Genomic DNA, 20,336 nt, shown 5'->3' on the forward strand with positions numbered 1-20,336 from the left:
CAATTTCGTGTATAAGTCGCAATGATTATAACAGTAACAATTTTGCCAGCGACTTGCTTCAATGCGGCAAATTGTTAAGTTTTTTTATCATCAACCTAGTGTATTTGTTTTCTCATGATACAGCAAATTTATATCACAGATTATCTGTCTGATGCCGCTGCCCAGCCTGTTGAGATGATTCAGTCACTGGTCGCGCAATGCCCGGCGTTGTTAAATGCGCAGTGGACACTCGGCCCGTTGCCACCGCTCAAGGCATTCTTTAATGTGTTAATGGCGCACGATCATACGCGGCCTGATTTATCCGTCTCAGCGTTATTATCTGCCAGGCAGACGTGGCCCGCAGCGCGCCCGACCTTTTGTTTGCTGCCGGTGCATTTAGGCATGCGGCGCGATACGTTTAGCTTGCAGGCGGTGATCCCTTTGGTGACTGAGGTGTATGTTGCATTGACTGCGCGTTTGCAAACACACTTTGCTGACGATTTTGTCATTGAGCAAGATAGCAGCCAGCGATTCTGGTGGATAAAGCCTGTGCGTGATATTCAGGCGCAATGCCAGTGGCCGCAAGACTGTTTATATCAGCAAGCCTTGCAGTGGCAACCGCAAGGGCCGGATGCGGCTGTGATCAGGCAATGGTCCAATGAAATACAAATGCTGTTGCACCAGTTTGCGCTTGCCGCTGATGTGGCCAACTGGCCCGCTGAGTTAAATAGTCTATGGTTTGCCAGTGTTGGCGATATGCCTGCCTGGCAGCCTTCTGTACCTGCCATTGCCGGGCAGGGCGAGGTGTTTGCCGGTCTGCAGGCCAGTCAATTACCGGCTGTGCGACCGTTATCAATGGCGGCATGTATCGCCGATAAACAGGCGCCGCAAGCATTGTGGGTGGCAGATCAATGGCAAACATTCGATTGGCCAATGTTATCTAGCGCATTACAAGCAGGCAGTGTGTCAGCATTAACACTGGTATTGCCATTTGCCGAGCGCAGTGTTGAAGTCCATTATAAAAAACGGCTGCGCTGGCAGTTTTGGCAAAAATCAGCCAGCGCAGAAACCTTATTGCAACAACTTGAAGCGACATTAACTGCGGCCGGTTAGGCTGCGGTGAGTGATGACAAATGTGAACACAAGATGAAAATTCAGCAACGCGCTTATTCCGAGACATCCTTTACCGCCTTGCAAACACAAGGCTTGACGCCCTTGCTGGCCAGATTGCTGGCCGCCAGAGCAGTGACTGCTGAGGATTGGCTATTGCAGGAAATGCCACATTTGCTTAAGCCGGATGCGCTCACTGGTGCTACCGAGATGGCCAGGCAACTGGCAGATGCCATCGCGCAAAAAAAAGGCATTCTTATTATTGGCGACTATGATGCAGATGGCGCAACAGCGACCTGTGTCGCCATGCGCGGTTTGCGCATGATGGGTGCCAAGGTTGATTTTTTGGTGCCGAACCGGTTTGAATATGGCTACGGGCTCACGCCTGAAATCGTCGCGTTGGCCGCACAACAGCAACCAGACCTCATTTTGACCGTAGATAACGGCATTGCCAGTATAGAGGGCGTGGCCGCAGCCAAAGCGCTCGGCTTGCAGGTGCTGATTACTGACCACCATTTGCCAGCTGAGCAAACGCCGGCCGCAGATTGTATCGTCAACCCCAACCAGCGCGGTTGCGATTTCCCGAGTAAACATCTGGCTGGTGTCGGCGTGATGTTTTATGTGTTGATTGCATTACGTGCCGAGCTCAAGCTGCGTGGCACATTAAGTGATGAGGCGGTTCATTTGGGCAGTTTGCTTGATTTGGTGGCGTTAGGTACGGTGGCCGACCTGGTAAAACTGGATGCCAATAACCGCATTCTGGTCAGGCAAGGCCTCAAACGTATCCGGCAAGGGCAGGCGAGCCCAGGGATCCTGGCGACTCTTAAACTGGCCGGGCGCGACGCCTCGCAGGTGAATGCGCAGGATTTAGGTTTTTATGTGGGGCCGCGCCTGAATGCTGCAGGCAGGCTGGATGACATGACTATCGGTATTCGTTGCCTGCTGGCAGACACGCCGCAAGAGGCGATGCAATATGCGCAGCAATTGCATGTGCTAAATGCAGAGCGCAAGCAGATTGAAGCTGAAATGCAGTGGGATGCCATGGCAGACCTGACGCAGGATTTTCGCGAGGACCAATATACGATTAGTGTTTTTCAGCCGGATTGGCACCAGGGCGTCATTGGTATTCTCGCTTCGCGCATCAAAGAGCGTTATCACCGGCCGGTAATTGCCTTTGCCGATGCCGGTGACGGCTTGATCAAAGGGTCTGGCCGCTCGATTGCCGGGTTGCATTTACGCGATGCGCTGGATCTGGTCACCAAGCAGCAGCCTGATCTTATTCTCAAGTTTGGCGGTCACGCCATGGCAGCAGGGTTGAGCATTCGTGCCCAGGATTTCACGCGCTTTCAGCAAACGTTTGAGCACGTGGTACAAAGCCTGATTGATGCCGAAACTCTGCAAGAAGTACTGGAAACAGACGGTGCACTCGAGGCGCAGGAAATGACCATGCAAACCGCAGAGGCCATTGGGCGCCAAGTATGGGGGCAAGGCTTTCCGCAACCGGTATTTTACGATCGCTTTCAGGTGCTGCAGCAAAAAATCCTCGGTGAAAAGCATTTAAAACTACGGCTGCAAAAGCAAAACCAGCAGTTTGATGCCATTTATTTTCAACATGCCGAACTATTGCCTGAGCAGGTTGAAATTGCATATGCCCTGCAAGTGAATGAGTTTAACGGCGCGCGTAATTTGCAGTTGCAGGTGGTACATGCGGTGGTTTAAAGAGGCAATCCTTTAATGAGCCGCAGATAAACGCCGATGCACGCAGATGAAAACTCAAGCAGTGCATCATCAACATGCTGAATCGCTGCGAAAATAAGCTTTTTATTGCCAATCTATTTACGCTGCGTCTCTGCGGTCCTCTTTTCTGTTTTAAATCTACGAGCGTCGGCGTTTATCTGCGGCTGAGCCGAGACTTTAGGGGCTTTGCGCTAAATCAGTTAAAATACAGCCTTCATTCAAGAGGTTACTCATGGCTCGCCCATTTAAATCCCCTAAAGCTGCTTCTGCGCCACGTCCAGCCAAACCGCAACCCTCAGCACCAGTGAGTGCTGATGATGCCGAAGGTGCCGAAGGTGCTTCGTCATCGCGCGCTGGACAACGTTTGCACAAGCTGCTGGCCTTGGCTGGCTTTGGCTCGCGCCGTGATATGGAAACACTGATTGAAAGTGGCCGTATCACGATTAACGGCCAGGTTGCACTGGTGGGTGCCGTGGTCGATGAGCATGATGTTGTCCGCCTCGATAGCCGTATTTTGCATTTGCCATTTGAGGCTGAGTTGCCGCAAGTGTTGCTGTATCACAAGCCTGAAGGTGAGATGGTGACCCAGGATGACCCGGAAGGGCGCGCGACAGTGTTCGATAAGCTGCCACGCATCAAACAGGGGAAGTGGATTGCCATTGGCCGGTTGGATATGAACACCAGCGGCTTGTTGATTTTTACCAATTCTGGCGAGTTGGCTAACTATTTCATGCACCCGCGTTATGAAGTTGAGCGTGAGTATGCCGTGCGTATTTTGGGCGAGCTGACCCAGGAGCAGATGTCGCAATTAACGCAAGGCATTGAGCTTGAAGATGGCCCTGCCAATTTTGAAAGCATTCATGCCAGCGGTGGTGAGGGTGCCAATAAATGGTATCAAGTGGTGATTAAAGAAGGGCGTAACCGCGAAGTGCGCCGTTTATTTGAGGCTTATCATTTGCCGGTGAGTCGCTTGATGCGTGTGCGATTTGGCCCGGTGGCACTGCCGCCGCGCCTTAAGCGCGGCACCATGCTCAAGCTTGAGCAAAAACAAGTGGTTGCCTTGCTGGAATGGGCTGGCTTGCCAGTGCCACGTAAACCGCTTAAACAATTGAGCCCGCACGAAAAAGACCGTGCAACACGCGTGTTTGTGCCTAAAGTACGTAAACAGCGTCGTAGCCTGCTGGAAACCGCCAATGCGCCAGCCACGCCAGAGCAGCGCCCGGCACGTGCACCTACTGCAAATCGTCGCATTCGTCAGGAGTCAGATTTAGTACAGGCATCACGCCAAAATGCGCGCCTGAATACGGGTGCAAAAAAACGCAATGACCGCAATCGTTGAAGCGTTTAATACACTTGGCGTAATAAAAAAGCACTTCTAACCGAAGTGCTTTTTTTATGGACGTTAACTTTGTATAGGCCAGCGCAGGCAAGCCTGCTTTCGCCTTTATTCGCTTTGTAAGCCAGCCTCAACCAAATCTTCTTTGGTCAGCATAAACACAAATTGATCCCCCGCACTGGTATCCAGCCAGGTAAATGGCAACTCTGGGTAAGCGTCATGCAGGGCGTCGCGGTTATGGCCGATTTCTACCACCAACACGCCACCATCATTAAGGTAAGTGCTGGCCTGCGTGAGCAGTGTGTGTGTGTGGTCTAGCCCGGCAACGCCGCTACCTAACGCCAGTTGTGGCTCTTGGCGGTATTCTGCCGGCAGTTCTGCCATGCTGGGCGCATCTACATAAGGCGGATTACTGATAATGACATCGTATTTACGGCCTTTAAGCGCAGTAAACATGTCAGACTGCACCGCCTGCACCTGATGCTCTAGACCGTAGCGTTTGATATTGATGTTGCAAACCTCTATGGCATCGGGCGAAATATCCACAACGTCGATATGCGCATTGGGGAAGGTTTCTGCCAGCAACACACCCAGGCAACCTGAGCCTGTGCAAATATCGGCCGCTGACTCCACCATTTCAGGAAACTCTACCCAGGGTTGCAGGCCGTCTTCCAGTAGTTCGGCAATAAATGAGCGCGGCACAATTACCCGCTCATCCACGTAAAACTTATAGCCCCGTAACCAGGCTTCATTCACCAGATAAGCGGTCGGCGTATGCTCGGTGACACGTTTTTCGATTAACGTCGCCAGATGCTGACTTTCTGCTGTGGTTAAACGCGCATCGAAAAAATTATCCAGCGTGTCATGCGGCAAATGCAATGCGCTCATGATCAACCACACGGCTTCGTCGTAGCTGTTGTCAGTACCATGACCGTAAAAAATGTCAGAGTTTTCAAAGCGACTCACGGCATAACGCAGCCAGTCGCGGATAGTATGTAAGTTTGATGTCATATTATTTCAGTAACAATAATTCCATGGTGCGCTGATAGGTCTCTTTTAGCGGTTCAATGTCTGCCACGGCGACACATTCGTTCAGTTTGTGAATCGTTGCGTTTAACGGGCCAAACTCAATCACTTCTTTGCAGATGTCGGCAATAAAACGGCCGTCAGAGGTGCCACCTGTGGTGGATAACTCAGGCGTGACGCCGTAGCTTTGGGTAATGGCCTGGCTGATGGCCTCGACCAGTTGGCCGCGTGGCGTGATGTAAGACTGGTTGTGCTCCCATTCCAGCGCATACTCAAAACCATGGCGATCTAAAATGGCATGTACGCGTGAGCGCAGGCTTTGCTCTGAGCTACCTTGGCCATCCACCTCTGGGCAATAGCGAAAGTTAAACAGAATTTCAACTTCCCCCGGCACGACATTGGTGGCACCCGTGCCACCATTTATGTTGGAAATCTGCCACGAGGTGGGCGGGAAATATTCGTTACCGTTGTCCCATAGTGTTTCAACCATGTCTTTAATCGCGGGTGCGGCCAAATGAATCGGGTTTTTGACCAGGTGCGGATAAGCAATATGGCCCTGAATGCCTTTAACGGATAATTTGCCTGACAGCGAGCCACGACGGCCATTTTTGATCATGTCACCGACCACTTTGTTACTGGTTGGCTCACCGACAATGCAGTAATCAAAGCTTTCACCACGCGCTTGCAGGGCTTCGACCACTTTGACCGTGCCTTCAATGGCAATACCTTCTTCGTCTGAGGTAATCAGCAGGCCGATCGAGCCTGGGTGGTCGGGGTGCTCTGCAATAAATGCTTCTATGCTGGTAATAAAAGCGGCCAGTGATGTTTTCATATCGGCCGCACCGCGTGCGTAGAGCATGCCATCTTTGATGGTGGGCTCAAACGGCGGCGTGTGCCATTGATCCAGCGGGCCGGTAGGCACCACATCGGTATGACCGGCAAATACTAGTAAGGGGCCACTGCTGCCGCGACGGGCGTAAAAGTTGTCCACCTGGCCAAAACGCATGCGCTCAATCTTGAAGCCTAGCGGCTCCAGGCGGGCGATCATAGCCTCTTGGCAACCAGCATCTTCCGGCGTCAGCGAGCGGCGTTTAAGGAGGTCAATAGCAAGGTCCAGTGTTGTTGACATAGGGCTTATTCTTTGGCGAACAGTTGAACATACTCGGCTTCGTTAAAGCCAAGGGCGATGATTTGGTGATCTTTCACGAGGACGGGGCGTTTGATGACCGAGGTTTTTTCTTGCATCAAAGGCTGCGCCGTGGCGGCATCAATCACTGCATTTTTCTCAGCATCACTCAGGTTGCGCCAGGTCATGCCGCTACGGTTGACCAGTTTTTCCCACGGCAATTGTTGCAGCCAACCTTGCGCAGTAGTGTCGTCCAGCCCGAGTTTTTTAAAGTCGTGAAATTCATAAGCAACTGCGTGCTGATCGAGCCAGTCGCGCGCTTTTTTAACGGTGTTGCAATTGGGGATACCGTACAGTTTCATGGCGGTCAGATCGGGTAAAAACGTTATTTTACCAGCCTGGCGCGGGCGTGTTGCAATTTATTGTGGAGCCCTAGGCTGCGTTAAAACAGGCTTTGGGTGGTCGATTTGAGTTGTAGCTCGCTAAAGACATGAAACAGGAACTTCTGCTCGACTGGCTTGGAGAACAGGAAGCCCTGCATTTGGTCGCAGCCTATGCTGAGCAGTGCTTTGCGCTGGTCTTCGTCTTCTACGCCTTCTGCCACTACATTCAAGTCCAGCGCGTGTGCGAGTTTGACAATGGCTTCTACAATTAACAGGCCGGTATTAGATGCCGCGACGCCTTTGGTTAAGGTGCGATCCAGTTTGACTTCGCTGATTTCGAGGTCTTGCAAATGGGTCAGGCTGAATGGGTGCAAGCCAAAATCATCCAGCGAGATTTTGAGGCCTTGCTGCTTAAAGTGGCGCAAGGTTTCTTTGAACTGTGCCTGATGGTGTATACCATTGGTTTCGGACACTTCTAAAATCAGGTTGCGTGCCTCGACCTCATGTTGCTCGAGAATTGACTGTATCAGCGAGCTTAATTGCTTGTTACGAAACTGCTGGTTAGACATATTGACCGAGATGCTTAAATCAATGCCGCGATCACGTGCCTGTTTGATCGTGCTACACGCTTGTGAAATCACCCAGGCATTGATTTCTTCAATCATGCCAAAGCGTTCGGCTGCCTCAATAAAATTGTTAGGCGAAAGCAGGCCGCGCGTCGGGTGTTGCCAGCGCAGCAGGGCTTCTGCACCATGCACGATACGCGTCAGGGCATCGACTTTGGGCTGAAACAGTAGCCTGAACTCCTGGTGCGTAATGGCTTGCTTGAGTTCTATCCGCGTTTGTTGCATTTCATCTGACGCCTGCTCGATTTCAGCGTCAAAGAAGCGATACTGGTTTTTGCCATTTTCCTTGGCTTTATACATGGCCGCATCGGCATTTAATTTGAGTTTTTGCAGATTGCCGTCCTGCGGATACATAGAGACGCCAATGGAGCAGGAGATTTCAATCACGTGGTCTTCAATGATAAAAATCTCACGTAAGGCGTCGACAATCCGTTGCGTGACTGTGACCACACTTTGGTGGTTTTCAATTTCGCTCAGCACGGCAATAAATTCATCACCGCCAGCGCGTGCCACATAGTCGCAATTGCGAATGGCGTTGCTGATGCGTTTGGAGACTTCAATCAGTAACAGGTCACCAATATGGTGACCAAACTGGTCGTTGACTGGCTTGAAGTGGTCGAGGTCAATATAGGCTAAAGCCAGCGACTCGCCGTTGCGGTCGCAACGCTTGGCACTGATAATCAGGTGCTGGTTCAAGGCGTCGCGGTTAGGCAGATGCGTGAGCGGGTCATAGGCCAAAAACTTTTTGTTCACGGTCTGCGTGTTGCGGAAGGTCAGCTTGCTTTGTGTGATGTCGACATTGCGCTCATAAAAAATCACCAGAATAAACGAGGTGATAAACAGCAGCACCGGCACCAGCACCAGGAGCAGCATCAGGTAGTTCCCGGTCTGGTCAGTGGGCTGGCTGAGCAGCATGTTGTTATGCACGATACTCAGGTTAATGGCGGTGTGCGATGCCAGAAAACCCAGTGCAATCTCGACTGAAAATATCCATTTCAGGCGTTCTAGCGCTTTGCCTTCATAGCCTTTTAACCAGAGGATAGTCACAATCGCCAGTGCCGATGTCAGGCAGGCGAGAAATAGGGCGAATAATGCAGTCCAGGTGTCAATGCGGATGTTGATCGCACCGGCGCTGATTTGAAAAAAGTAAGAAAGCAAATAACCGCTGACACCCGCCGCCAGCGAGGCGTAAAGCAAGTCGCGTAAGGGCAGTTTTTTCTTGTTAACGGTTTTGAGTAAAGACAGTGACAGCAGGTAAGCACACAGCAGACTGCCGATAAAATCGACCGGATGCTGGGTGATTTTAGGAAAGTTATCTGCGGCGAGTTGGTAGCCGGCATGGAGCAGAAAAATACCGCCCGCGGCGAGTGCTGCGTATTTTTTGAGCAAGGCGTCGTGATCTTTGGCAGCCACGATACGCAGACGATCCACTAGCTTAAATGCAAAAAAACATCCAATGACACTGGATGTGAACAGCAGCAAAATAAGCATCTGAGTTGGGATCATAAAAGTTGCACGGTCATTGTGATTGTTAGTGGTTTGACTCTACTGCGTTTTGTTGCTTGCTGCTGACTCTCCGTCCTTGAAACACTGGCTAATATAAAACGACAATCGACAACCCTATATCGAACATCGTTGGTTGAGAATCACTCCTAATATCGACCTCACCTCTGCATAACTTGAGCAGGCGAGGTTATTTTCAGGTGTGATTCCCTGTCTTGCGCTAACTTAAGCCTTAAATGCCGCGCAATAATTCGTTGATGCCAACCTTGCTCAAGGTTTTGGCATCGACTTTTTTCACGATCACTGCGCAGTACAGGCTATATTTGCCATCGCTGGATGGCAAGTTGCCAGACACCACCACTGAGCCAGCGGGCACGCGGCCAAAGTGGACTTCACCGGTTTCGCGGTCATAAATCTTGGTTGATTGACCAATATAAACGCCCATGGAAATCACGCAGTTATCTTCTACTACCACGCCTTCAACCACTTCTGAACGGGCACCGACAAAGCAGTTGTCACCAATGATGGTAGGGCCTGCTTGTACTGGCTCCAGAACGCCGCCAATGCCTACGCCACCAGACAAGTGTACGTTTTTACCGATTTGTGCACATGAACCAACGGTGGCCCAGGTGTCGACCATGGAGCCTTCACCGACATAAGCGCCGATGTTGACATAAGAAGGCATTAACACTGTGTTTTTAGCAATAAATGAGCCTTTACGCACAATGGCGTTAGGCACCACGCGGAAGCCACCTGCTTTAAAATCTTCTTCAGTGTAGTTGGCGAATTTAGGATCTACTTTGTCAAAGTAGCGGGTCACGCCGTCATCCATCAGTACATTGTCTTTGAGGCGGAAAGACAGCAGGACCGCTTTTTTCAACCATTGATGCGTTTCCCATTGCTGTGTGTCGCCAATCCGGCTTGCCACGCGCAATTTACCTGCATCCAGATCGTCCAGCACAGAAGCCACGGTGGTTTTAATGTTGGCTGGCGCATTGGCCGGGTTGATGTTGGCGCGGTCTTCAAAAGCCGCTTCAATAATGCTTTGACGTGGATCCATGATGTTCTCTTGTTCGATTAAATAGTTCGGTTAAATAACAGTTAACCCGAAATTTTAACCTAATTTTGGCAGGTCAGGGGCCGCACATTTCTGGCGACCCCTGCCAACTGGTATTTATTTGTTTTTGGCTGCGAGATACAGCGGCATCACTTTAGGCGTGAGTGCCTGCAGGTCTTTGATGCGGTTTTCGCTGGAGGGGTGTGTGCTTAAAAATTCAGGGGGTGCCTCTTTGTTGGCCGCCATCATTTTTTTCCATAAGCTTACAGCGGCTTCAGGGTTGTAGCCGGCACGTGCCGCTAATTCCAGGCCCATACGGTCGGCTTCGCGTTCTTGTTCGCGGCCGTTAGGCAACGAGAACAATAACTGGCTACCCATGCCTGCCCCTTGCGCCGCCATGCTACCTGCGGTGCCGCCTATCACTGAAGCCAATGCCTGTAAGCCAAATTGTTGCATATACGCCTGCGACATACGTTCGCGACCATGTTCGCGCAACGCATGTGCAATTTCATGGCCAATCACCGCCGCCAGTTCGTCGTCGGTGGCGTTGAGTTTTTCGGCCAGACCGGAAAACACCATGATTTTGCCGCCAGGCATGCAATAAGCATTGAGCTGGTCATTTTTTTCTACATTGACTTCCCATTTCCACTTGGCAGCATCTGGCCTGAAGACCCCGACTTGCGCAATCAGGCGATTAGAAATGGTGGTGACGCGATTTAACAGTGGCTTGTCTGCATTGAGCGTGCTTTTCTTTTGCGCCTCTTGCAGGGTTTGGGTGTAAGACTGCGCAGACATTTTGTCTACAGTGGCAGAAGGTAGTAACAATAGCTGACTACGTTGCACGCCAGAGACGCTGTTGTTAGTGGTGCTGGCACAGGCTGTGAGCAAGGCGCACATCACTGCCACTGAGACGGTTTTAAGATTAAACATGATTTTCCTCACTTGTCACCGCGAGGCTGTCTGTGCAGCCAGTCGCTTCAATTCAATAATATGCAGACACTTAAAGCGTGTATTTTACGCCTAGATATTTAACTTTAGTTTGCAATTAATGATGGTCTATTTAAATTTTAACTTGCGAACCGAGCTCTACCACGCGGTTGGGGGGTAATTTAAATTGGTTAGTGATGGTTTCTGCAGTGCGGAACAAGCCGATAAAAATCTTTTTACGCCAAAAAGCCATGCCTGGTTTGTCTGACGCAATCAGACTTTCTTTACCGACAAAGAATGAGGTATCCATGGTGTCTAGCATGAGCCCTAAAGGCGCGGTCAGCACCAGGTCTCTTGGCAAGTCAGGTTCATCCATATAGCCATAACGCAGCGTGACGCGATAAAAACCGTAGGGCAATGCTTCTACTGCCACGCGTTCTTCTTGGCTGGTATACGGATAGTCTTCAAAGCGCACGGTTAAGATAACCATGGTTTCATGCAGCACCTTGTTATGCTTGAGGTTGTGCAGCAGCGCGTGCGGGACGCCGTCCGGGTTTGGCGTCATAAACACACCCGCGCCATTAACACGGGCCGGTGGGTGCGCGCCGATGGCCTGAATAAAAGGGATCAGTTCCATCGACTCTGATTTAAGAATGCCATATAACAGTCTGCGGCCGGTTTTCCAGGTGCGCATCAGGGTGAATATAATCAGGCCTATCAGTAATGGCACCCAGCCACCATCAGGGATTTTGAGGATGTTGGCGGCAAAGAAAGACAGGTCGATGACCAGGAGCAGCGTAATCAGGCAGGCGGTTTTTAATTTGCTCCAGCCCCACAGGTGATGGAATACCACTGCGGCCAGCAAGGTGGTAATCACCATGTCGCCCGTCACGGCGATGCCGTAAGCGGCCGCTAAATCGCCCGAGCTGCCAAAAATAATCACCAGACCCATCACAGCGACCATCAGGCCCCAGTTTACGCGCGGCATATAGACCTGGCCTTCGGTTTTTTCTGAGGTGTGCGCGACATGCATGCGCGGAATAAAGCCGAGTTGCAGCGCTTGGCGCGAGACGGAGAAAGCGCCGGTAATCACGGCTTGTGAGGCAATCACTGCAGCCAGTGTGGCCAAGATAATGAGTGGAAATAAAGCCCAGTCTGGCGCCAGATGGTAAAACGGGTTTTGAATGGATTCTGGCTCGGCCAGAATCAGCGCGCCTTGCCCAAAGTAGTTACAAATGAGCGCGGGCAATACAAACAAAAACCAGGCTAAGCGAATCGGTTTGCGGCCAAAGTGGCCCATGTCTGCGTATAGCGCCTCAGCCCCGGTGACCGCCAGCACCACTGCGCCTAGCGCAATAAAAGCAATTTTTGATTGGGTATAAAAAAACAGAAAGGCGTAGGCGGGACTTAAAGCTTTGAGGATTTCAGGGTGGTGGTTGATGTTAATCACGCCGAGAATGCCCAACACAGCAAACCAGGTCAGCATCACCGGGCCAAAAAATGCACCGACAACGGCGGTGCCCTTGCTTTGCGCCCAAAACAGCACAAACAGCACGCAGAGTGTAATTGGCACAATCCAGCTATCCAACTGCGGCGCGGCGACTTCTAACCCCTCAACCGCAGACAGCACCGAGATGGCGGGGGTAATCATGCCGTCAGCATAAAACATGCAGGCGCCAACAATGCCCAGCATCATGATGCGCTTGCGTTGATCTGGGTCGCCACCGGCATAGCGGCTAGCCAGTGACAGCAAGGCCATGATGCCGCCTTCGCCACGGTTGTCGGCACGCATGATAAACGCGACATATTTGAAGGAAACGATCAGCAGCAAGGACCAGGTGATCAGCGACAAAATGCCATAGACATTGTCTTGCGTCAGCAATAGCGGGTGGTGGCCAACCGCAAAGACTTCTTTCATGGTGTAAAGAGGACTGGTGCCAATATCCCCGAAAACGACACCTAGCGCGGCGAGTGCCATGGTGTGGAGCGCCGTTTGCTGATTTTTTGTATGGTCCATTGTGTGAACAGCTGAAGACAAGCAATTATTATCGGTTAATTCTAAAGCTTCACCAACGACTTTGATACAAATAACAAACTTTGACTTAAATAATCTGCGCTGGTTGCGCCTTTGTGGATGATTGCATGAAAAGCCTACTGCTCAGTAGGCAAGCGCTTCTCAACCACGACTTGCGCCTGGCCTTGGTGTAGCGTCACTTGCAGGCTTTCGCCAACCGCAAGCTGGCTGGCATTCGTCACGGCACGGCCATCTTGCTGTTGCACAATGGCGTAGCCGCGTGCCAGCACCTGGTGCGGATTGAGTTGTTGCAGGCTGGTGGCGAGGTACTCCAGCCGACGACGACGGCCTTGTAAATATTGTTGCATGGCCAATTGCAAGCGATGTTGCCATTGCTGTAAGGCCTGTGTTTGTTGTTGTAATTGCTGCACGGGTGAAATCAGGCGGCGCGACAAATAATCCAGTGTTTGCGATTGCTGGCGCAGTAGCGATTGCATTGCGCGCATCAGGCGTTGTTGCGATTGCGCAACCTGCTGGCGTAATTGTGATTGATCCGGGCAAGCCAGTTCGGCTGCGGCCGTGGGCGTGGCTGCGCGCAGGTCAGCCACAAAGTCGGCAATGGTAAAGTCGGTTTCATGGCCAACGCCGCTAATGGTCGGCAACCGGCAGGCCGCAATGGCGCGCGCAACGACTTCTTCGTTAAATGACCACAAATCTTCAATGCTGCCGCCACCACGACAAATCAGCAGCGTATCAACCTCCTGGCGCTGGTCGGCCAGTTGTATGGCTTGCGCAATTAACGCGGCTGAGCCTTTGCCTTGCACTGGCGTTGGATAAATCACCACACCCATGCCAGGATAGCGCCTGCGGATGGCGGTGAGCACATCACGCAAGGCGGCTGCATCAGGCGAGGTCACCACGCCTATGCGTTGCGGGCTGGCTGGAATGGCTTTTTTGCGCGACAGGTCAAACAGACCTTCGGTTTGCAAGCGCTGTTTTAATTGCTCAAACGCTTCATAGAGCCTGCCCATGCCGGCCGGTTGCATAAACTCAATGGTCAGTTGAAAGTCACCGCGCGCTTCATACAGGGTGACGGTTGCACGCGCTTCAATCAGGTCACCTTCACGTGGCATGCTGCCAACCAGGCTGTTACGGCCTTTAAACATCACACAACGTACCTGGGCGCGATCATCCTTGAGCGAGAAATACCAGTGACCGCTAGCGGCACGTGTGAAATTGGAAATTTCGCCACTGATCCAGAACAGTGGAAAGCTGGTTTCCAGCAGTTCTTTTGTCAGCCGGGTCAGGTCGCTGACATTCAAGATTTGCTTAAAAGGCGTCGATAACAGGTTAGTCATAGCCATGCATTATCCAACAGCAGATTGCCGTTTGGCTATGTTTTTTGCGTGAACCCCTAAGCTAATGTTGGCAGGCAGAAGTCTTTTTTGCGTCGTTTTCACCTGCGGCTTGGCACTTTGTGCCAGTAAATGAGTCATTAAATATAACCAGGCCTGGAGATATTTTTATCCGAATGCAATTGAACATTCCTCACACTGCGGCGCGTCGTACCAGCTTATGGTTTGGGTGGTGCGTGGCGCTTGCCTGCGCGGCACTTTTACCGCACGTGACCCATGCTGAAGAGCTTGCCGATGAACTGGCTGAGCCATTATCAAGTGACCCCCAGCGCTCGACTGAAACAGCACCTGCGAGTGAGATTCGGTCATTGGTAGAAACGACACACCTCCCACAGGTTGACGCGCCAGCGCCCGGTTTTAGCCGCGAGCAGTCCACACTCAGAAATGAGGCCTATAAACAATTTATTAAATTGCAGGTCAGTCTGGCAGCAGGTACTAAAAATGCCCTTGGGCTGACCAGTTATGAGCAAGCGCATGCCCATTATTGTACGCTGGCCGGGGAGTCGCGCGACCCGGATGCGCAATTTGCCATGGGCTGGTTTTACAGCGCGGGCAAAGGCGTGGCCGTCAATCATGATATTGCAGCGCGTTTTTTCAGCTTAGCCGCAATACAAGGCCATCGCGATGCCAGAGTGTGGCTGGATAACGAACCTGGCAATGCCGAGCTGGCGGTGTTACCCGCCTGTATGCTCAAACAAGGTAACTCTGCGGCGGAGGTGTTGTTTCGCAAGCGTGGCCCGATTTATCAACTGGTGAAAAAGCATGCGCCGGTGTACGGCGTCGATGTTGACTTTGCTATGGCGGTGATTGCGGTGGAGTCTGGCTTTAACCCTAAAGCCACCTCGCGCAAAAAAGCACAGGGCCTGATGCAGTTGTTGCCGGATACGCAAGCCAGGTTTCATGTGAAGGACGCCTATGATCCCGAACAAAATATTAAAGGTGGCTTGTCTTATTTGCGCTGGCTGATCAGCTATTTTAAAGGTGATGTCGAGCTGGTTGCGGCGGCGTATAACGCCGGTGAACATGCCGTACAGAGGCATCAGGGCATTCCACCTTACCCAGAAACGCGTGACTACGTGAAACGCATTGGGCATTATTACAAAAAGAAACACCATGAAGTCAAACAAAAGTCGGCCATGTATCAGGCTAACGGCACGCAGGCGGCTTCTTAATGGGTTGAATGCATAAAGTCAGGGAACGATGTGCACGCAGGCAGTATCATAAGCGCGTTATCTATTACAATTTAAGCTTCATTCAACGCGCAGGAGTAGGCAATGTGTCAGTGGTTTAAGGGTCGTGGCGGCTATATATTAGGCTTTTTGGCCGCATTTGGAATTGTGGCGCTGGCATTGACCATACAAGTACAGAATCAGCTCGAGCCTTGCCCGTTGTGTATTTCGCAACGCATTATATTCATGAGCCTGGGCGTATTGTTTTTGGCGCATGCCTTTGTTTCACCTAAGTCATGGCTGCATGCTGCGCTCACGTTGGTAGAAGTGCTCACCGCCCTCGGCGGCGCGGGTGTGGCCATTCGTCACTGGTGGTTGCAGGCGCACAAAGAAGAGATCATTGCCGACTGCGGCGTCGGTTTTGATTATATGTTTGAAAACTTCCCACTCAAAAAAGCACTGACCCTGGTATTTCGCGGTACTGGTGACTGCGCGGCGATCGACTGGACATTTCTCGGCCTGACCTTGCCACAACTGGGTTTGATCAGTTTCGTGTTGTTTGGCACGTATGCGGTATTTTTGTTTCGCGCACGCGCTTAAAGACTGAGGTGAAGTGCTCAGTCTATTTAAGTTTTTTTCTGATTCGTCACGCCAAAAGGAATATGTACTGAAGGCACCACTTCAGAAGCTGTTTTTAAATGCCCGGATTGATCATCGAAGAAAATATGCGGTCTTAATACCGCAAGAACTTTGCTTTTTTCAATGCCGCCCAGAAAGAACGCGTCATTCGCCATCACGCCCCAACTTTTTAGGGTGTTCATGGCGCGTTCATGTGCTGGCGCATCACGCGCTGTCACAATCGAAACTCTCAAACGGTTTTTGTAAGAAGGATCCAGTTTTTTCTTTTCTTCTTCGGCGAATTGAATGGAGGAAACACGCACAAGTAATTGCTGCAATGGGCCAGGATTATGAGGTTGCATGACATTCATCGCTTCGTGCGCTTTGAATTCGTTCACGTCTTTTCTGGCTTGAAAAACTGTTTCAGACTCATCGTCGACCAGCACACCATCAAAGTCGAAGGCAATGCGTAATCCAGCATCCTCTTCGTCATCAATCACCGCTGAGTTCATGACATGGCCGGCAGGCATATTCAGGCGAATGGCAGAATCGACATCGTCTTTGTTGCCCGAGAGAAAAAGGGATATGTTGAGTGCAGGAATAAACTTGTACGGCGCTTGGCCTTGCATGAATATGGCTCTCGTCATGCCGATCTTGTAATGCTCTATAGACTTCATGACCCTAAGGCCTGTATCAGGATCGTTTTTTGATAGCAATATCACTTCAACCAGCGGGTCATCTGGATGGGCGCTCAAGTCATTTAGAGAGAGCAGCCGTTTGATGAATGAAAATGCAATGCCTTTGGGCAGCGGGTTGTTAAGGTTGCGCTCTTGGAACTTGCGATAAAGCGCCTCACCGTCTCTTTTAAAGATTGCGTCAGAGTCTGACAAATCAAACATCGCACTCGATGCGACGCCTATCACTAATCTGTTTTCTAGGGTGTATGCCATGATGATTGGAAATTGAGCGTTAAGGGTTGTTATCTACCGGTTACGTCTGACATGGCCGATTGTTTGGAGATCGCCTCATGCCACTCTTTAAATGGCGCATCACATAATTGCTCTGCTTGTTGCGACAGTGTTTCGTGCGGCGTATTGGCGGCGCGCAGTTTGGCGGTTTCGCGCTTTAAACAGCCCAGGTATTTGGCTTTGGCGTAAATCTCTTCGGTTTGCAAGCTGGCAATGGCCTGGTCGGCCTGGTTGAGCGATTGGCATAGCGGCGCGGGTTGTGAGGTTGCGTGCCATGTGCTGTCTGCTTTTTGCATGTGAATCACATTGGCAATGTCTTGCCCGCGTTTGTGGATCCAGTCTTCGAGAATCTCGTTGCCGCAGCTTTCTGTTTGGCAACGCATCACACCCTTGAGCAGCCAGGCCGCTTGTTTGGTCATGCGCTCTTCTGAAATGCCGCAGTTATGAATCACGTCATGTGAGCGCGAAAAATACAATTTGTAGTTGGCGCGCCAACTGGCGTGGCTGGCGCAGGCGACTTTGCGTAAAGGATTAGCAGGCGCGCAGTTTTCGGCTTGCATAATGTGCAGCCGCTCTGGCGAATGATTACCCACGCGTCGACACGCCAACGCAATGGCTTGGCCGTAGGCTTGCGTCACACCCCAAAACGATAATCGGGCCTGGGCAAATGCCGGGTGGCTTGCCAGAGCGTGATTGTTTTTCCAGTCCATGCTTTCTGATGTCTGGCTGGCTTGATGAAACACGGTTTCGCGCTCAACTTCTAACGAAAACTCACTGCAAGAGGCTTGTACAAACCGGGTGGCAATCGTGTCGTCATGGTCGTCTGCCCTTAGCTTGAAATACACCATGTCGTCGTGCTGGCCAACTTGCAGTGAATCGAGGTCGACCGCAACGGTGAGAAACTTTTCGCGGCCTGGCACGGTTTGCCATTGTTCGGCATGGGCGATGGGGCTGAGTAGAGCGGACAAACAGGCAAGTACAAACGCAGCGGCAGAACACTTAAGCATGATGAGTAATACAAAAACGACAGAAGGGTTGAAAGATATCTAATTGCGGTGACTTAGTCTAGCGCGGCGGCGGCATACACGCTGTTACGGCCAGCTTGCTTGGCTTCGTACAGCGCCTGGTCTGCGCGTTGCAATAGTTGCGACAGATTGTCACCAGCATGTAGCACAGCAACACCCGCACTAATGGTGATGTTGCCCACGCCAGCCAGGTGCATGGCGTTGATCTGATGACGCACTTTTTCTGCCAGTTGCGTGGCTTGCTTGAGGGTTGTGCGTGGTGCGTAAATAATCAGTTCATCGCCGCCCCAGCGCACAGTAATGTCTGAAATACGACTATGCTTTTTGATGCAGCTTGCCACGGCTTTGATGACGACATCGCCCAATATATGGCCGTGGGTATCATTGATTTTTTTAAAGTGGTCGATGTCTATCAAAATCAGGGCGTCAGAAATTTTTCTGCGCGTGACAGGGGGGGAGTGTTCAGCAAACACGGTTTCAAAGTGGTGGCGGTTACTGAGGCCGGTTAAATGGTCAGTGCTAGAAAGCGTTTTAAGGTTTTCTTTTTCGATCTCTAGGGCAGTGTTGGCGGCAGCCAATTGCTCGGTGCGTTGTTTAACCAGGGCTTCGAGGTCGGTATTCAGCGCTTTTAAGTGGCTGGTTTGTGACTCACGCAGGCACTCGTAATTGCGAATAATAAAAAACTGCGCCAGCAGGTAAAAGCACAGGCTGAGAATATCCAGGTTGCTATATTCGGACGGAAAAATGCCAATCACATGGTTGCTGATCACCAATAGCAGCAAGGTCGCCAGCATGTAGTAGCCGGCCACGCGGCCTTTGAGGTAAAACGCGGCTGCCAGGATGAGTAACAAGAGAGCACTGCGGGTGGTGGTGCCCATGCCCATAAAAAACACGGTTAAAAATTGCATAAAACAAAGCCATAAGGCAATGCTGGCAATTAACTCAATGTTTTTCTGGTAGCGATAGAGCACCCACAACAAACCAAACGCCAGAAAGGCTGAGACTAAGTCTACCCGGCCAATAAAAGGTTGCAGGTTCCAGCGGATAATCCCCATGGACAGCGATACAATGCCGGAGAACGCAAACACATTATTGAGAAAAACGACTTTATAGCGGACGTTATCAGCTTCGCTGAGCTCTGGAAAAAGCTTGATCGGACGCAACATGACGACAAGCGCTTGGCTAATCCACTTCTTGAACATCCGGTTTCCTTGGTAATTATTGTTTTTGCGATGCAGGCAGTTTATGTAAAATCAGTACTTCACCAGCTAAATCAGGAACGACACTGGAATTTTACATATATTAAGCATTGCGTGTATTAATTTTAATCGTTTAAATTCAGAATATTTGGGGCATCTGCCCCCGTTCCATCTGGAAAACAACACACATCGGTCTGTTATGAAACCATACAAAACTTTGGATGACTTTGTTGGCAATACGCCACTGGTCGCTTTACAACGCATGAACCCTAATCCGAGCAATACTATTTTGCTCAAGCTTGAGGGCAATAACCCGGCTGGCTCGGTGAAAGACAGGCCTGCTTACAGCATGATTTTGCGCGCGGAAGCACGTGGCCAAATCAAACCTGGTGATACCTTGATTGAGGCGACCAGTGGCAATACCGGGATTGCGCTGGCCATGGTGGCTGCCATGCGCGGTTACAAAATGGTGTTGGTGATGCCTGAGAATCAGTCTATTGAGCGTCGCCAAAGCATGAAAGCTTATGGTGCTGAGCTGGTGTTAACGCCTAAAGAAGGTAGCATGGAGCTGGCACGCGATGTGGCGCTCAAGTTGCAAGCCGAAGGCGAGGGCATCGTGCTCGACCAGTTTGGCAATATGGATAATCCGTTGGCCCATTATGAAGGCACCGGGCCTGAGATTTGGCGTGATACTGCAGGAAAAGTCACGCATTTTGTCTCCAGCATGGGTACAACAGGCACCATTATGGGCACGTCGCGCTATCTCAAGGAGCAAAATCCTGAGATACAAATCATCGGTGTGCAGCCTGAAGAGGGCGCGCAAATTCCTGGCATACGCAAATGGCCAGAAGCCTATATGCCGTCTATTTTTGAGGCCAAACGCATTGATGAGTTGCGTTATGTCAGTCAACAACAGGCTGAAGACACCACGCGCAAGCTGGCCAACCAAGAAGGTATTTTTGCGGGCATTTCGAGTGGCGGCGCTTTATATACTGCCTTGCAACTGTCCAAACAAGTCAACGATGCCGTGATTGTGGCGATTGTCTGCGACCGCGGTGACCGCTATTTATCTACCGGGGTGTTTCCAGACTGATGCGCATCTGCGGGCTGATGCTTTT

General features: G+C 51.1%; 17 protein-coding genes. 6 read left to right on the forward strand and 11 right to left on the reverse strand.

The features are described from left to right. The first annotated feature begins 114 nt into the window (after window positions 1-114). From METH5_RS0110635 to rluB, 3 genes are all read left to right on the forward strand, one after another. Window positions 115-1,092 (forward strand): hypothetical protein, encoded by a 978-nt coding sequence (locus METH5_RS0110635; protein ID WP_029148492.1) that lies wholly within the window; start codon window positions 115-117, stop codon window positions 1,090-1,092. A gap of 33 nt (window positions 1,093-1,125) precedes the next feature. Further along, window positions 1,126-2,808 (forward strand): single-stranded-DNA-specific exonuclease RecJ, encoded by a 1,683-nt coding sequence (recJ, locus tag METH5_RS0110640; protein ID WP_029148493.1) that lies wholly within the window; start codon window positions 1,126-1,128, stop codon window positions 2,806-2,808. Window positions 2,809-3,058: 250 nt separating this feature from the next. Next, complete coding sequence (gene rluB, locus METH5_RS0110645) at window positions 3,059-4,165, forward strand: 23S rRNA pseudouridine(2605) synthase RluB (protein ID WP_029148494.1); 1,107 nt, start codon at window positions 3,059-3,061, stop codon at window positions 4,163-4,165. Between the two features lie 105 nt (window positions 4,166-4,270). Here rluB and prmB read toward each other — a convergent pair whose 3' ends face one another. From prmB to xseA, 8 genes are all read right to left on the reverse strand, one after another. After that, the gene (gene prmB / locus METH5_RS0110650; protein WP_029148495.1) at window positions 4,271-5,173 is read right to left on the reverse strand and encodes a 50S ribosomal protein L3 N(5)-glutamine methyltransferase; all 903 of its coding nucleotides are present in this window, start codon (window positions 5,171-5,173) and stop codon (window positions 4,271-4,273) included. A 1-nt stretch (window position 5,174) separates the two neighbouring features. After that, on the reverse strand, window positions 5,175-6,317 hold the full coding sequence (gene dapE, locus METH5_RS0110655) for a succinyl-diaminopimelate desuccinylase (RefSeq protein ID WP_029148496.1): 1,143 nt from the start codon (window positions 6,315-6,317) through the stop codon (window positions 5,175-5,177). A gap of 5 nt (window positions 6,318-6,322) precedes the next feature. Beyond that, a complete protein-coding gene (locus METH5_RS0110660; RefSeq protein ID WP_029148497.1) occupies window positions 6,323-6,676 on the reverse strand; it encodes an ArsC family reductase in 354 nt (117 codons plus the stop codon). 80 nt (window positions 6,677-6,756) lie between these two features. Next, complete coding sequence (locus METH5_RS0110665) at window positions 6,757-8,754, reverse strand: bifunctional diguanylate cyclase/phosphodiesterase (protein ID WP_232411020.1); 1,998 nt, start codon at window positions 8,752-8,754, stop codon at window positions 6,757-6,759. A 304-nt stretch (window positions 8,755-9,058) separates the two neighbouring features. Next, window positions 9,059-9,886, reverse strand: coding sequence for a 2,3,4,5-tetrahydropyridine-2,6-dicarboxylate N-succinyltransferase (dapD, locus tag METH5_RS0110670; protein WP_029148499.1), 828 nt, complete (start codon window positions 9,884-9,886; stop codon window positions 9,059-9,061). Between the two features lie 114 nt (window positions 9,887-10,000). Further along, complete coding sequence (locus tag METH5_RS0110675; RefSeq protein ID WP_029148500.1) at window positions 10,001-10,813, reverse strand: M48 family metallopeptidase; 813 nt, start codon at window positions 10,811-10,813, stop codon at window positions 10,001-10,003. Window positions 10,814-10,943: 130 nt separating this feature from the next. Then, window positions 10,944-12,827: a potassium transporter Kup gene (locus METH5_RS0110680; protein WP_029148501.1), complete on the reverse strand. Its 1,884-nt coding sequence runs from the start codon at window positions 12,825-12,827 to the stop codon at window positions 10,944-10,946. 134 nt (window positions 12,828-12,961) lie between these two features. Beyond that, entirely contained in the window at window positions 12,962-14,182 is a 1,221-nt protein-coding gene (gene xseA / locus METH5_RS0110685) for an exodeoxyribonuclease VII large subunit (RefSeq protein ID WP_029148502.1), read from the reverse strand. Between the two features lie 173 nt (window positions 14,183-14,355). Between xseA and METH5_RS0110690 the strand changes: the two genes are divergently transcribed. Further along, complete coding sequence (locus METH5_RS0110690; protein ID WP_029148503.1) at window positions 14,356-15,411, forward strand: lytic transglycosylase domain-containing protein; 1,056 nt, start codon at window positions 14,356-14,358, stop codon at window positions 15,409-15,411. A gap of 102 nt (window positions 15,412-15,513) precedes the next feature. Beyond that, window positions 15,514-16,008: a disulfide bond formation protein B gene (locus METH5_RS0110695; RefSeq protein ID WP_029148504.1), complete on the forward strand. Its 495-nt coding sequence runs from the start codon at window positions 15,514-15,516 to the stop codon at window positions 16,006-16,008. A gap of 26 nt (window positions 16,009-16,034) precedes the next feature. Here the strand turns inward: METH5_RS0110695 and METH5_RS0110700 are convergent, their stop codons facing one another. Genes METH5_RS0110700 through METH5_RS0110710 form a run of 3 tightly spaced genes read right to left on the reverse strand, consistent with a single transcriptional unit; the run spans window position 16,035 to window position 19,221 of the window. After that, on the reverse strand, window positions 16,035-16,976 hold the full coding sequence (locus METH5_RS0110700; protein ID WP_029148505.1) for a 5'-nucleotidase: 942 nt from the start codon (window positions 16,974-16,976) through the stop codon (window positions 16,035-16,037). A 29-nt stretch (window positions 16,977-17,005) separates the two neighbouring features. Further along, window positions 17,006-18,001: a hypothetical protein gene (locus tag METH5_RS0110705; RefSeq protein WP_232411021.1), complete on the reverse strand. Its 996-nt coding sequence runs from the start codon at window positions 17,999-18,001 to the stop codon at window positions 17,006-17,008. Between the two features lie 53 nt (window positions 18,002-18,054). After that, window positions 18,055-19,221, reverse strand: a complete 1,167-nt coding sequence (locus METH5_RS0110710) for a GGDEF domain-containing protein (RefSeq protein ID WP_029148507.1) — start codon at window positions 19,219-19,221, stop codon at window positions 18,055-18,057. 196 nt (window positions 19,222-19,417) lie between these two features. Here METH5_RS0110710 and cysM point away from each other — a divergent pair, with 196 nt between their 5' ends. Next, window positions 19,418-20,311: a cysteine synthase CysM gene (cysM, locus tag METH5_RS0110715; protein ID WP_029148508.1), complete on the forward strand. Its 894-nt coding sequence runs from the start codon at window positions 19,418-19,420 to the stop codon at window positions 20,309-20,311. Window positions 20,312-20,336: the final 25 nt, after the last annotated feature.

The sequence above is a fragment of the Methylophilus sp. 5 genome (assembly GCF_000515275.1).
Lineage (GTDB): Bacteria > Pseudomonadota > Gammaproteobacteria > Burkholderiales > Methylophilaceae > Methylophilus.

Excerpts from the sequence above, each read along its gene's own strand:
- METH5_RS0110695 (WP_029148504.1), top strand. The coding sequence starts at position 15,514 with ATGTGTCAGTGGTTTAAGGGTCGTGGCGGCTATATATTAGGCTTTTTG.
- xseA (WP_029148502.1), bottom strand. The coding sequence starts at position 14,182 with ATGACTAACCTGTTATCGACGCCTTTTAAGCAAATCTTGAATGTCAGC.
- dapD (WP_029148499.1), bottom strand. The coding sequence starts at position 9,886 with ATGGATCCACGTCAAAGCATTATTGAAGCGGCTTTTGAAGACCGCGCC.
- METH5_RS0110680 (WP_029148501.1), bottom strand. The coding sequence starts at position 12,827 with ATGGACCATACAAAAAATCAGCAAACGGCGCTCCACACCATGGCACTC.
- METH5_RS0110705 (WP_232411021.1), bottom strand. The coding sequence starts at position 18,001 with ATGCTTAAGTGTTCTGCCGCTGCGTTTGTACTTGCCTGTTTGTCCGCT.
- METH5_RS0110690 (WP_029148503.1), top strand. The coding sequence starts at position 14,356 with ATGCAATTGAACATTCCTCACACTGCGGCGCGTCGTACCAGCTTATGG.
- dapE (WP_029148496.1), bottom strand. The coding sequence starts at position 6,317 with ATGTCAACAACACTGGACCTTGCTATTGACCTCCTTAAACGCCGCTCG.
- METH5_RS0110675 (WP_029148500.1), bottom strand. The coding sequence starts at position 10,813 with ATGTTTAATCTTAAAACCGTCTCAGTGGCAGTGATGTGCGCCTTGCTC.
- rluB (WP_029148494.1), top strand. The coding sequence starts at position 3,059 with ATGGCTCGCCCATTTAAATCCCCTAAAGCTGCTTCTGCGCCACGTCCA.
- cysM (WP_029148508.1), top strand. The coding sequence starts at position 19,418 with ATGAAACCATACAAAACTTTGGATGACTTTGTTGGCAATACGCCACTG.
- METH5_RS0110635 (WP_029148492.1), top strand. The coding sequence starts at position 115 with ATGATACAGCAAATTTATATCACAGATTATCTGTCTGATGCCGCTGCC.
- recJ (WP_029148493.1), top strand. The coding sequence starts at position 1,126 with ATGAAAATTCAGCAACGCGCTTATTCCGAGACATCCTTTACCGCCTTG.
- prmB (WP_029148495.1), bottom strand. The coding sequence starts at position 5,173 with ATGACATCAAACTTACATACTATCCGCGACTGGCTGCGTTATGCCGTG.
- METH5_RS0110660 (WP_029148497.1), bottom strand. The coding sequence starts at position 6,676 with ATGAAACTGTACGGTATCCCCAATTGCAACACCGTTAAAAAAGCGCGC.
- METH5_RS0110700 (WP_029148505.1), bottom strand. The coding sequence starts at position 16,976 with ATGGCATACACCCTAGAAAACAGATTAGTGATAGGCGTCGCATCGAGT.
- METH5_RS0110710 (WP_029148507.1), bottom strand. The coding sequence starts at position 19,221 with ATGTTCAAGAAGTGGATTAGCCAAGCGCTTGTCGTCATGTTGCGTCCG.